General features: G+C 62.8%; 9 protein-coding genes. 3 read left to right on the top strand and 6 right to left on the bottom strand.

What is annotated here, in order from left to right; genetic code table 11:
• Positions 1 to 370: 370 nt before the first annotated feature.
• From PMI38_RS25160 to PMI38_RS25150, 3 genes are all read right to left on the bottom strand, one after another.
• On the bottom strand, positions 371 to 1651 hold the full coding sequence (locus PMI38_RS25160; RefSeq protein WP_008100600.1) for an OmpP1/FadL family transporter: 1281 nt from the start codon (positions 1649 to 1651) through the stop codon (positions 371 to 373).
• A gap of 146 nt (positions 1652 to 1797) precedes the next feature.
• A complete protein-coding gene (locus tag PMI38_RS25155) occupies positions 1798 to 2280 on the bottom strand; it encodes a hypothetical protein (protein ID WP_008100598.1) in 483 nt (160 codons plus the stop codon).
• A 248-nt stretch (positions 2281 to 2528) separates the two neighbouring features.
• A complete protein-coding gene (locus tag PMI38_RS25150; RefSeq protein WP_008100596.1) occupies positions 2529 to 2753 on the bottom strand; it encodes a hypothetical protein in 225 nt (74 codons plus the stop codon).
• Between the two features lie 954 nt (positions 2754 to 3707).
• Between PMI38_RS25150 and PMI38_RS25145 the strand changes: the two genes are divergently transcribed.
• Entirely contained in the window at positions 3708 to 4127 is a 420-nt protein-coding gene (locus tag PMI38_RS25145) for a sel1 repeat family protein (protein WP_008100593.1), read from the top strand.
• Positions 4128 to 4404: 277 nt separating this feature from the next.
• Complete coding sequence (rmuC, locus tag PMI38_RS25140) at positions 4405 to 5778, top strand: DNA recombination protein RmuC (RefSeq protein WP_162130472.1); 1374 nt, start codon at positions 4405 to 4407, stop codon at positions 5776 to 5778.
• Here the strand turns inward: rmuC and PMI38_RS25135 are convergent.
• Both PMI38_RS25135 and PMI38_RS25130 read right to left on the bottom strand, forming a co-directional pair.
• A complete protein-coding gene (locus PMI38_RS25135) occupies positions 5750 to 9226 on the bottom strand; it encodes a hybrid sensor histidine kinase/response regulator (protein WP_008100589.1) in 3477 nt (1158 codons plus the stop codon). The genes rmuC and PMI38_RS25135 overlap by 29 nt on opposite strands.
• Positions 9227 to 9446: 220 nt before the next feature.
• Positions 9447 to 10625 (bottom strand): MFS transporter, encoded by a 1179-nt coding sequence (locus tag PMI38_RS25130; RefSeq protein WP_008100588.1) that lies wholly within the window; start codon positions 10623 to 10625, stop codon positions 9447 to 9449.
• A 244-nt stretch (positions 10626 to 10869) separates the two neighbouring features.
• On the opposite strand from PMI38_RS25130, the gene PMI38_RS25125 reads away from it, so the two are divergent.
• Positions 10870 to 12747: a 1-acyl-sn-glycerol-3-phosphate acyltransferase gene (locus PMI38_RS25125; protein WP_008100585.1), complete on the top strand. Its 1878-nt coding sequence runs from the start codon at positions 10870 to 10872 to the stop codon at positions 12745 to 12747.
• A gap of 10 nt (positions 12748 to 12757) precedes the next feature.
• On the opposite strand, the gene sugE is transcribed toward PMI38_RS25125, so the two are convergent.
• Entirely contained in the window at positions 12758 to 13075 is a 318-nt protein-coding gene (gene sugE, locus PMI38_RS25120) for a quaternary ammonium compound efflux SMR transporter SugE (protein WP_008100583.1), read from the bottom strand.
• Between the last annotated feature and the right edge of the window lie 134 nt (positions 13076 to 13209).

The following is a 13209-nucleotide window of genomic DNA, read 5'->3' as shown; positions in this document are numbered from 1 at the left end:
ACGGCGGGTCACTTTTTGGCAAACGCCCCAAAAAGTAACCAAAAAAGGCTGGCTCCTACATCCGGCCCCTACGCTTCGCTCCGGGGTTCCCTCGCTCCGGTCTTGCTCCCGGGAGGACCGCGCTGCAGGCCCCATCCTGGGGCCCAGCGCTCGACGGGCATCCATGCCCGTCGCCTCCCTCCGCAAGACCTCCGCTCGGCCTCCTGACGTCGCAATTGGCGGTGACTGATCTACCGTGCACTTAAAAGCCAAAGCCAAAGCCAAAGCCAAAGCCAAAGCCAAAGCCAAAGCCAAGGTGCTGATCAGCGGCGAGCGAGGGCAGGCATGAAAAAACCGCCACGAGGGCGGTTTTTCATGGAACAGGTACGAATCAGAAACGGTAGGTGAGCGAAGCACCGATACCGTGTGCGCTGTTCTCGTACTTGGCCTGGTAGCTGCCCTTCAAGGCCGCTTCCGTCGCCGAGTCCGGCAGGTTGTTGACCTTGGTGTCTTCTTCCCACAGGTAGGAGTAGGCAACATCAATGGTCATGTCGTCGTTCGGGCTCCAGCCGGCACCAAAGCTGACCGCTTTTCGATCGCCGGTAGGAATGCGCGGCGAGCGATCGTGGTTGTTGGTAGGCGACTGGTCGACGGAGAAGCCTGCACGCAGGGTCCACTCCTTGTTCACCTTGTAGGCCGCACCAATGGCGTGAGCCCAGGTGTCATGCCAGTTCTGCTCTTCAGTGATGGTCCGCAGCGGATAATTCGCTGGTGCCTCGTTCTCTACAGTGATGTTTTCCAGACGGCTCCAGCGAGTCCAGGTGCTACCCGCGTACAGCGTCCAGTTGTCATCGAGTTCATGGGTGACCGAGAAGTCCACGGACTCTGGCGTCTTGATTTTCAAGCTGGCGTCAAATTTGCCGCTCAGACCCAGCTGTGGAATCGGGTAGGAAACGCGGGTATCGCCTTCAAGCTCGTAGTCGACCATCGAATGATAAGTCAGACCGAGGCGGGTACGGTCGGTGGCTTGAACGAGCACACCGATGTTGTAACCGACAGCAGTGTCGTCGCCTTTGATCTTGACTTCGCCATCCGGGCCGTTGGGGCCCAGGAAGGCCTTGCTGGCCAGGTTCGAGCCCAGCTCGCCCTTGATACGGTTGATGGTCGGACCGAAACCGATCGACACCTTGTCATTGAAGGCATAGCTGACGGTTGGCTGGAAGGTGATGACCTCGACCTTGCTCTTCTTGCCCCAGTAGCGTGCCGCATCATCGCTGCCATAGTCGGTAATCAGGCCGTATGGCACATAAACGCCGAAACCTACACTCCAATGGTCGTCGATCGGCTTGACGTAGAAGCCCATCGGCACACCAACAGTCGGCACCATGTCGCCATCGGTTTCCCCCCCGAAGTTGCTACCACGGCCCGAAATGTCAGTTTTAGCGATTACGGCTGCGCCACCTACCGTGACTTGTTCGCGCTTCAGGCGCGACATGCCGGCAGGGTTGCCATATACGGTGCTGGCATCATCGGCAGCGGAAGAACGACCCGCGAAACCTGTCCCCATGCCACTGACGCTCTGTTCGTTGAGGGCAAAACCGGCAGCGAACAGTTGGCTGGAAGCGAGAGCAACGGCTACGCCGAGGGAGGTTTTGAGCATTACTTTTTTCATTATTAGAAACTCCTTGGGATCTCCGGGGCGAAAAGCTACCAACAAATCACGCGCTGCGCTATAGCCTGAATCACAGGAGATAGAGCGGTTTTGTAGAACAATCCGACCAAAATTCCTTTTTTTCCGGCAATACTGTAGGACAGTTCTCAAGATGCCTCTGGCAATTTCTGAGCAATGCACAGCTGCCAGGCTTGGGTGAAGTCGCGCAGGCGACCTTGCGGGTGAAAAATCTGACGCCAGATACGTGCCTGGCCTAACAGATCGTCAGGGGCAGGCAGCGGGGTGGACTGGGCTTCGATGAGCATCCAGGCGATGGCGGTGGAATAGCGCAAGTTGACCGTGAGTTCCAGGTGCGGGCCGCCGAGAAACGCGTGCTGGCTCGCCAGGCCGCGTACCAGGCTGGCAAGTTCCGGATCACGGGCGAGGAAGTCGTCCCACACCGCCTGGTGCCGGCTTTCGCCGATGCGGTAGAGGCCGTGGCCACGGCGGTCATGCAAGGCAGAGCCAAGCGCCGACTGGCTGGCCGCGATACCCAATAGCAGGGCTTCGGCACTGGCGCAATGACGATTCAGGTAGACCAGGGTTGGTCGGATCACATACTGACACAATTCATTCGCCGCGATACCCATGATGCCCTCGAGCAGTAAAGGGCCGACGGGCGCTGGAGCTTGGCAGCTGGTGAATGATCAGGCCCGCCGGAAGCGGATAGAGCCGCTCGAGTTGAAGTGTAGTGTGATAAGCGTGGTGTAAAGAGCTGTTTTTAAATCGATTGCTGCCTGACGTCGAGTGCCATATGCCCTGCGGCAATTAGGCCAAGAACGATCAGGCAGCTTGCCTGCAGTGGCATTCAGCGGCTGAATGCCCGGGCATTCGCCGCTCACGCGGTGAGCGACTGGCGGGTCCGGGCGATTACTGCCTGCAGAGGTTCCGAGCGGTTGTACTGTTCGGGGTACAGGCGTTCGGTGTGGCAGGCGACGCCGTGTTCGTCTACCAGGGTGAAACTGAAGTTGCCCTTGCGTGGGGCAGTGATAAGGCACTTCAACGGCGAGAAGGCCTGGGAGAGGGTGCCAATGGCAGCCATCATCTGATGATGAGTTTGCATATTGTTGGAGGTTCCTGCTTTAAACACGGGGGTTATGATCCGTGCATGATAGAAACGTTCCAGTGACGCCTTTATTAAGGGACGAACGAACCTGACTGGAACAGGGCAGCCAGAGAGAGCGCAATCAAATGTGGGCGCTTGGGCTGACTGGTAGGTACTTCAGAGGGCAGGCAATATCCCGGGGCCAAGGTTCTAGGCCATCCGGAATTGAATCCTGATCAATCTGTCACGTGATTCGTGCTTGAGCAGCGCAAGGCTGGCGAGTGAATCATCGAAAGGGCCGGTCCTGGTTTCAGCAGTCACGCTCTTGGGAGGAGCAGATCTGCAAGGACGCATCTGGCCAGAATTGACTTTCAGCTTGGTACTAACGAGGCGCACCTTACCGGAACGCTGCAGGCTTTGCAAGCGTTGTCACGTTTCTTCAGGCGAGCCGCGCAGTATGGCGTTTCTTTAGCGTTGTGGGAAGAGGGGGAATGGACCGCCAAACGCGAGGATGTGCCGATTTCGTGCATTCGAATGCAGGTTTTCGGTGCACTTGTGCACATTAGAAGCATGGTGTGTAACAGCGTGGCAACAGCCCCCAAAAGGCTCGCCAATGCCTTGACTGGCACCTTAAGTCAATGAAAAAAAACACTAATTTTTACTGGTGAAAAAATCGTCAGTTTGACTGTAAGCCCCATTTCATGGGGGTTTGCAGGGTACTTTAGGGGGTTGTCCACCGAGTTATCCACAGGAACTGTGGATTGTCCCGAGCGCTTGCTCTAGAACGGGCGTGCCAGCAAATCATCGAACTGTCGGACAATCATCAGGCGCCTGCCGACCGTCTCGTCATCCGTTTGAAAACGTCAAGAAAAGATCATGGAAATTTTTTTTCAATCCTCCGGAAATCCACAGGTCATACCGTAGAAAAAAGGGTAGAGTGGCGCGCCTTTCGAGTTGCCTTCTCTGTTGCTCATGAAGTTTCGCGGTAAACATCTCGCCAGCCCTGCCATTTCGTCGTCTGCGCCTGCACCCAAGCGTTTTTCGCTGAAAGTAGCCCTTTGGCTGCTCGACAGCCCGCGCCTGGGCGACAAGCAACAGGTCAAGCACCTGGCCGGGCGCCTGCTCAAGCAACCGGCACGCCAGGGCGTGGTGGAGGCCCAGAGCCGTCTGGGGCAGATGCTGTGTCGCGATTGTGGCAACGCCCGTGACCGACGCATCGGCCATGACCTGCTGCGCCAGGCGGCGCGGGCAGGGGATCGCCTGGCGCAACTGGAGTACGCGCGGCTGTGCCAGGCCAGCGAGCCGGAGCTGGCGCGCTACTGGTTGGAGCTGGCGGCGGGGCAGGGGTCGCAGGAAGCGCGGCGGTTATTGAGGCAGTTGGCCCAAGCTTGAGTCTTGCGGCGTCTGTACCGGCCCTATCGCGGGCAAGCCCGCTCCTACAGGTACAACACGATCCTTGTGGGAGCGGGCTTGCCCGCGATAGGGCCGGCACAGGCGCCAGATCAAACAGGCTGATAAGCTGCACTCAATTTGCAACAGCTTGATCGGGGTAAGCATGACAGTGGATCTGACCAGCATTCTGCTGGGCTTGGTAGCAGGCGCCTTGCCGTGCCTGGGTTGGGTCATGCATGTGCAGCGTCGCCAGGGTGCCCGGCAAGGCGAGCAGGCCTTGCTCGAAGAGCGCCTCAATGCCGCCCAACTGGCCCAGGCGGGCTTGCAGGCACAACTGGAGGCCAGTCGCGACGAGGTCAGCGACCTCAGCGAGGCCAACACCGTCAAGCAGACCCAGCTGGCTGCCCAGGGCCGCGAACTGGAGCTGCTGCAGATCGACCGCGACAATGCTCGCGACGCCGCCCACGCCTGGCACCTGGAACGGGCCAACCGTGAAGCCGAGCTGCGTCGCCTGGAAGCCCAGACGGCGCGACTCGAGGCCGAGCTGCGCGAGCAGCAGGATAGCCACCAGCAGCGTCTGGAAGACCTGCAGGAAGCACGCGACACCCTGCGCGCGCAGTTCGCCGACCTGGCCACGAAAATCTTCGACGAGCGCGAGCAGCGCTTCGCCCAGACCAGCCAGCAACACCTGGGTCAGTTGCTTGACCCGCTCAAGGAGCGCATCCAGGCCTTCGAAAAGCGCGTCGAGGAGAGCTACCAGCAGGAGGCCCGTGAGCGCTTCTCGCTGGGCAAGGAGCTGGAGCGCCTGCAGCAGCTCAACCTGCGCCTGTCCGACGAAGCCACCAACCTCACCCAGGCGCTCAAGGGCCAGAAGACCCAGGGCAACTGGGGCGAACTGATCCTCGAGCGGGTGCTGGAACACGCCGGCCTGGAAAAGGGTCGCGAATACCAGACCCAGGTCAGCCTCAAGAGCGCCGAGGGCGAACGCTACCAACCCGACGTGTTGATCATGCTGCCCGGCGACAAGCAGGTGGTGGTCGATGCCAAGGTCAGCCTGACCGCCTACCAGCAGTACGTCAGCAACAACGATGAAAACGCGCTGAAACAGCACGTGCAGTCGCTGCGCAACCATGTCAAAGGCTTGTCCAGCAAGGACTACAACCGCCTCGAAGGCCTTCACAGCCTGGATTTCGTATTGCTGTTCGTGCCCATCGAGGCGGCATTCTCGGCGGCCCTGCAAGCCGAGCCCAACCTGTTCCAGGAAGCCTTCGACCGGCAGATCGTGATCGTCAGCCCGACCACCTTGCTCGCCACCCTGCGGGTGATCGACAGCTTGTGGAAGCAGGAGCGCCAGGGCCAGAACGCGCGCGAGATCGCCGAGCGCGCCGGTTGGCTGTATGACAAGTTCGTGTTGTTCATCCAGGACCTGGACGAACTGGGCACGCGCTTGCAGCAGGTCGACAAGGCCTATGCCGCAGCGCGCAACAAACTGTGCGAGGGGCGCGGCAACCTGGTCAGCCGCAGCGAACAGCTCAAGCTGCTCGGCGCCCGGGCCAGCAAGAGCCTGCCGGCCGAGCTGCTGGAGCGGGCGTTATCCGATGAGGCGTTGGCGGACGCTGCGCTTACTGCACCAGGCTCAGATGGCGATTGAGCAGGGCGCGCAGGGCCGCCGGCTTGACCGGCTTGGCCAGGTAATCCAGGCCCGCGGCATGCACCGTGGCCAGGGTTTCCTTGCTGCCATCGGCACTGATCACCACCCCCGGCACCGGCTCGCCCAGACGAGCCCGTAGCCAGCCCATCAGCCCGGTGCCGGTTTCACCGTCATCCAGGTGGTAGTCCACCAGCGCCAGGTGCGGGCGCATACCCTTTTCCAGCAGCGCTTCGCACTCGGCGCGATTGCGCGCCGTCCACACCTGGCAGCCCCAGCGGCTGAGCAGGCTGTTCATGCCGATCAGGATGCTGTCTTCGTTGTCGATGCACAGCACCTGCAGGCCGGCCAGCGGCTGGCTGGCCTGTTCCAGTGGCGCGCTTGGCGCTGCCGCTGGCTGGCGAGCGATCGGCACCTTGACGCGGAACACCGTGCCCTTGCCCGGCCAGGAGCGCACCTCGAGGGGGTGACCCAACACCCGGCACAAGCCATCGGCGATCGCCAGGCCCAGCCCCAGGCCTTTTTCGGCGCGGGTCTGGTGGCTGTCCAGGCGCTTGAACTCCTGGAAAATCACTTGCAGCTTGTCGTCGGCGATGCCTGGGCCACGGTCCCAGACCTCCAGCCACAAGTGCTCACTCTGACGGCGAACACCCAACAGGAGCGGGCTCTTGCCGTAACGCAGCGCATTGGTCAGGAAGTTCTGCAGCACCCGGCGCAGCAGTTTCATGTCGCTGTCGACGCGCAAGCGGCTGCCGTGCAGGCGGAACTCCAGGCCCTTCTCGGCGGCCAGCAGCTTGAACTCGGCGCCGAGGGTGTCGAACAGCTCGTTGAGGGCGAACGGCTTGGCGTCCGGGGTGATCTTGCCGTTTTCCAGGCGCGAAATATCCAGCAGGTCGCTGATCAGCTCTTCGGCCGAGCGCAGCGAACTGTCCATGTGCTGGACCAGTTGCTGGGCTTCCTCGTTCAGGCCTTCGGCCTGTTGCGACAGGGCGGCGGAGAACAGCCGCGCGGCGTTGAGCGGTTGCATCAGGTCGTGGCTGACTGCCGCCAGGAAGCGGGTCTTGGACTTGCTGACCGCTTCGGCCTGGCTCTTGGCCTCCGACAGTGCCTGGTTCAGCTGCGACAGCTCGTGAGTCCGTTCGGCCACGCGCTGCTCCAGCCCCTCGTTGGAATCGCGCAATGCCTGCTCGGCCTCGCGGAACGGGGTGATGTCGGTGAAGCTCATGACGAAGCCGCCACCGGGCATCGGGTTGCCGATCAGCTCGATCACCCGGCCATTGGGGAACAGCCGCTCCGAGGAGTGCGCACGGCCCTGGCGCATCCAGTGCAGGCGTCGCGCCACATGCACTTGCGCCTCGCCGGGGCCGCACAGGCCGCGCTCGGCGTTGTAGCGGATGATGTCGGCGATTGGCCGGCCGACGCTGATCAGCCCGTCGGGGTAATTGAACAGCTCCAGGTAACGGCGATTCCAGGCCACCAGGTGCAGGTTCTGGTCGACCACGCTGATGCCCTGGTTGATGTTTTCGATGGCCCCTTGCAGCAGCGCGCGGTTGAACTGCAGCACCTCGCTGGCTTCGTCGGCGATGCGCACCACGTCTTCGAGCTGCATGTCGCGGCCTTCGATGGCCGCCTTGACCACGGCCCGGGTCGAAGAGGTGCCGAGTACGCCAGCGAGCAGCCGTTCGGTGTGTTCGATCCAGTCGCCGTCGGCATTCTGGTTGGGGTTGAAGCCTTTGCCCTGGCGGTAGGCGAAGCGGATGAAGCTCTGCCGCGCGCGTTCTTCACCGACGAAGCGCGAGGCCAATGTCAGCAGGTCGTCGATCTGCACGGCCAGCAATGGCTTGCTGTTGGGCCGGGCACTGGTCTGCTGGCCAATGAAGCGCCCGGCCTGCCAGTGCTCCGAGACGCGGGTGCGTGACAGCATCGAGACCCAGACGAACAGGGTGAAGTTGCCGGTCAGCGACAGCACCACGCCTTGGGTGAGGGGCGTGATGGGCAGGTTCAGTGGGTTGCCGTGCAGCCATGCAAGGCCGGGGAACAGCTCCAGCGACCAGCCCAGGCTGTGGGCGGTGATGGGCAGCACCAGGGTGTAGAACCACAGGAAAATGCCCGCTGCCAGGCCTGCGAACACGCCGCGGCGGTTGGCCTGCTTCCAGTACAGTGCGCCGAGCATGGCGGGGGTGAGCTGGGTCACGGCGGCGAAGGCGATCTGGCCGATGGTCGCGAGGCTTGCGGTGGAACCGAGCAGGCGATAGCTGACGTAGGCCAGCAACAGGATGGCCACGATGGTCACCCGGCGCACCGACAGCATCCAGTGACGGAAGGCCTCGAACGGCCGTTCGGCATTGTTGCGGCGCAGCAGCCATGGCAGCAGCATGTCGTTGGACACCATGGTCGACAGCGCCACGGCCTCGACGATGACCATGCCGGTGGCGGCCGAGGCGCCACCGATGAAGGCCAGCAGCGCCAGGCTCGGATGTGCCTCGGCCAACGGCAGGCTGATCACGAAGGAGTCGGAAATCACCGTGCCGGGCAGCAGCATCTGGCCGGCCAGGGCAATGGGCACCACGAACAGCGCGGCCAGCGCCAGGTACATCGGGAATACCCAGCGCGCCAGGCGCATGTCCTGCGGTTCGATGTTCTCTACCACGGTCACGTGGAACTGCCGCGGCAGGCAGATGATCGCCATCATCGCTACGGCAGTCTGCACCACCATCGACGGCCAGTTGATGGTTTCATGCCAGTAGCTGTCGAGCTGCACCGACTGGCGCGCCTGGGTCAGCAGGTCGTCGAAGCCGTCGTACAGGTTGAACACCACGAACACGCCGACGGCGAGGAAGGCCAGCAGCTTGATCATCGATTCGAAGGCAATCGCCAGCACCATGCCCCGGTGGTGTTCGGTCACGTCCAGGCTGCGTGTGCCGAAGACGATGGCGAACAGCGCCAGCACCAGCGACACCACCAGCGCGGTGTCCTGCACGCGGGTGCCGGTGGCATCGGCATTGGCGCCGATCAGCAGGTTGACGCCAAGCACGATGCCCTTGAGCTGCAAGGCGATGTACGGCAGCACGCCGACCAGGCAGATCAGCGCCACCACCACGGCCAATGTCTGGGACTTGCCGTAGCGCGCGGCGATGAAGTCGGCGATGGAGGTGATGTTCTGCTGCTTGCTGATCAGCACCATCTTCTGCAGCACCCAGGGCGCGAAGATCAGCAGCAGGATCGGCCCGAGGTAGATGGGCAGGAACGCCCACAACTGTTCGGCGGCCTGGCCGACCGCGCCGAAGAAGGTCCAGCTGGTGCAGTACACCGCCAACGACAGGCTATACACCCAGGCACGCAGCCGCGGCGGCAACGGTGTGCTGCGGCGGTCGCCGTAGAAGGCGATGGCGAACATGATGGCCATATAGGCCAGGGCGACCACGGCGATCAGCCCGCTGGACAACGACATGAAAACTCCGGAGCAAAAAAGGTAACGCGGTCCCGATCAGTCAGTCTGGCACGCGGGCGCCGGTTCGTCAGCGCCGACGATGGTAGCAGTGGCGAGTCGTCGCAGGCGCTACTGGCCCTATCGCCGGCAAGCCGGCTCCCACAGGTAATCCACTGTCCTCAAGGCCTGTGATATCCCTGTGGGAGCCGGCTTGCCGGCGATAGGGCCGCCCCAGCCAACATCAATGCTTGCGCGTACCCAGCCAATAAAACACCCCCGCCAGTATCACCGACACCACCAGCAGGTAGAAAATCGCCCCCGGCCACCACTGCGTCAGGGCAAACCCCACCATCACCGGCCCCAGCGCCGCCCCCAGGTTGGACAGGTTCTGCGCCCCGTAATACACCCCACGCAGATGCTCCAGTGCAATAAGGTCGATGAACATGTACTCGGCCGGAATCACGATGATCTCGCCCAGGGTGAATACCAGCATGGCCAGGCACCAGGCCAGCACCGACCCGGCCAGCGCGAAGCCCAGTAGCCCGGCGATGAACAAGGCCATGCCGGCCAGCAGCCAGGGCATCAGGCGCTGGCGGCTGATGCGCCTGCCGATCAGATACTGCAAGGCGATAACCGTGACAGCGTTGGTCGTCACCAGATAACCCACCAGGCGCGCCGCTTCGCTGGCACTGGTGGTCACCACCAGGTACTGCGACAGGTAGGCGGTGAACTGGCCGAACACCACGGCACTGAGCACGCCCCCAAGGGTAAAGCACACCAGCCGCCGGTCGCCCGCAAGGCCCAGTGCCACCTGGGCGAACCCGGCGCCCGGCTGCGCCTGCAGGCTGGCCTGCAACCGCCGATCGCCCAGGCGCCAGTAAGCCATGCACATGCCCAGGCCGATCAGCGCCGAGGCGATGAAGGGCAGGTGGTCGTTCAGCTCCAGCATGGCAACGCCCAGCAGAGGGCCGAGGGCATAACCGACATTGCTCAAGGTGTACTTGATGGCAAATACCTCGGCCCGCTGTTCCACCGCAAGCAGGGCGCAGAAGCCGGCCTTGGCGGCGATGTCGACCACCGCCAGGGTCAGGTTGATCAGCACCAGGCACAAGAAGAACGCCAATGCCGAGCGGCTGGCGATGGCGGCGGCGAAGGCCAGGGCGAACAGCAGCGTGCTGGCGCTGATCAGGGTGTGGTTGGGCAGGGTATCGACCAGGTGCCCGCCATACAGGCTCAGCAACGAGGCGACGATCAGTGCGCCGCCGATCAGCAAGCCGATGTGGCTGACCGAGAGCTGGAAGTTGTCGGCCAGGTAGACCACCAGATAAGGCAGGGTGAGGGCGCGGGCCAAGGTCAAGGTGAAGGTGGTTGCCAACAGCAGGCGTACCGCTGCGGGGTAGTGCTTCAGGGCGGCGAGCATTGCCACGTCCTTGTCGAGGGAGATTGCCGATGCTGAGCATATGACATCGTGGGGGCTGCTGCGCAGCCCATCGCCGGCAAGCCGGCGCCCACAGGGTCATGTTGTGCCGGGCTGGTCTGAGGGTCGCTCACGCGGCCGGCTGATGATAAAAATGTCGGTTGACTACAGTGATGTGGCTTCCAAGGCGTTGCCCGCAGTCTAAAAAGGCAACTGCCATCCTCGGTTCAACTCAGGTGCATGGACGATGAGTCACCCCTCGCAATTCACCTTGCTCGGCAAGCGGCGTTTCTTGCCGTTCTTCATCACCCAACTGCTGGGTGCCTTCAACGACAACCTGTTCAAGCAGTCGCTGATCCTGGCGATCCTGTTCAAGCTCAGCCTCGGCGACGGCGACCGCTCGATCTGGGTCAACCTCTGCGCGCTGCTGTTCATCCTGCCGTTTTTCCTGTTCTCGGCGCTGGGCGGGCAGTTCGGCGAGAAGTTCGCCAAGGACGCGCTGATCCGTGCGATCAAGCTGGCCGAAATCGCCATCATGGCTGTCGGCGCGCTCGGCTTCGTCACCGACCACCTGGCGCTGATGTTGATGGCGCTGTTCGGCATGGGCACCCACTCGGCGCTGTTCGGCCCGGTGAAGTACTCGATCCTGCCCCAGGCCTTGCGGGAAGAAGAGCTGGTCGGCGGCAATGGCCTGGTGGAAATGGGCACCTTCCTCGCCATTCTGGCCGGCACCATTGGCGCCGGAGTGATGATGGCCAGTAGCAGCTACGCCACGATGGTGGCCGGCGGCGTGGTCGGCACCGCAGTGCTGGGCTACCTGGCCAGCCGCTGGATCCCCCGCGCCGCCGCGGCGTCGCCGCAGATGCGCCTGGACTGGAACATCTTCACGCAATCCTGGGCGATTCTGCGCATGGGGCTTGGGCAGACGCCGGCGGTGTCACGCTCGATCGTCGGCAACTCGTGGTTCTGGTTCGTCGGCGCTATCTACCTGACCCAGATCCCGGCGTACGCCAAGGACTGGCTGCATGGCGACAGCAGCGTGGTGACGCTGGTGCTGACCCTGTTCTCGGTAGGTATCGCGCTGGGCTCGCTGCTGTGCGAACGCCTCAGTGGACGCAAGGTGGAAATCGGCCTGGTGCCGTTCGGCTCGTTCGGGCTGACCCTGTTCGGCCTGCTCTGGTGGTGGCATTCCGGCGATGTACCGGTGGCTGCGGCCCCTCATGATTGGCTGACGCTGCTGGGCATGAGCCAGGCCTGGTGGATTCTGCTGTCGATCGTTGGCCTGGGGGTGTTCGGCGGCTTCTATATCGTGCCGCTGTATGCCCTGATCCAGGCACGCACCGCCGAGGATCAGCGGGCCCGGGTGATTGCCGCCAACAACATCCTCAATGCCTTGTTCATGGTGGTGTCGGCGCTCCTTACCATCGTCCTGCTGGGCCTGGCCGAGCTGACCATCCCGCAGCTGTTCCTGGTGGTGTCGCTGCTCAATGTGCTGGTCAACGCCTACATCTTCAGGATCGTGCCCGAGTTCACCATGCGCTTCCTGATCTGGCTGCTCAGCCATTCGATGTACCGCGTGGAGCATCGCGACCTCGAGCGCATTCCCGACGAAGGCGCGGCGCTGCTGGTGTGCAACCATGTTTCGTTCGTCGATGCGCTGCTGCTCGGTGGCGCGATTCGCCGGCCGATCCGTTTCGTCATGTACTACAAGATCTACAACCTGCCGGTGCTCAACTTCGTGTTCCGCACCGCTGGCGCCATCCCGATCGCCGGGCGCAGTGAAGACCCGGCCACCTACGAGCGCGCGTTCGCCCGCATCGCCGAGTACCTGGCGGCGGGGGAAGTGGTGTGCATCTTCCCGGAAGGCAAACTGACGGGCGACGGCGAAATCGACGTGTTCAAGGGGGGCGTCAAGCGCATCCTCGAAGAAACCCCGGTGCCGGTCATACCGCTGGCGCTGCAGGGGCTGTGGGGCAGCTTCTTCAGCCGTGACTCCGGCAAGGGCTTTTTCAAGCGGCTGTGGTCGCGGGTGACCATCGTGGCGGGCGCCGCCATTCCGGTGGAGGCGGCGCAGCCAGAGCTGTTGCGCGAGCAAGTCAGCCGCTTGCGCGGCGACATGCGTTAGAGGGGGATGGTCAGCTGGCGCTGACTTTCAGGCCGATCAGGCCGGTGACGATCAGCGCCACACTGACCAGCCGCACCAGGGCCATGGACTCGCCGAACAGGATGATGCCGGCGATCACCGTGCCGACGGCGCCGACCCCGGTCCAGATGGCATAGGCGGTGCCCAGCGGCAGCTCTTTCATGGCCAGGCCCAGCAGGCCAAGGCTGATGACCATGGCGCCGACGGTGAGGAGGGTCGGGAGCGGGCGGGTGAAGCCGTCGGTGTACTTGAGGCCGACCGCCCAGCCGACCTCGAACAGGCCGGCGAAGAACAGGATGATCCAGGACATATGAGTCTCCATCGTTCGAAAGATGGGGCCGTCCCCGGAAATGGTCACGCGGTGCGTCGTGAGGCCGTCCTCACAGTGGGCACTATGGTGCACATTTGCCGATTGTTGGGCAAGTCTGTCCCGGCCCTATCGCC

This window comes from Pseudomonas sp. GM84 (assembly GCF_000282535.1).
Classification (GTDB): domain Bacteria; phylum Pseudomonadota; class Gammaproteobacteria; order Pseudomonadales; family Pseudomonadaceae; genus Aquipseudomonas.
Note: the sequence above shows the minus strand (reverse complement) of the source record. Positions and strands in the feature narration are given on the sequence as shown.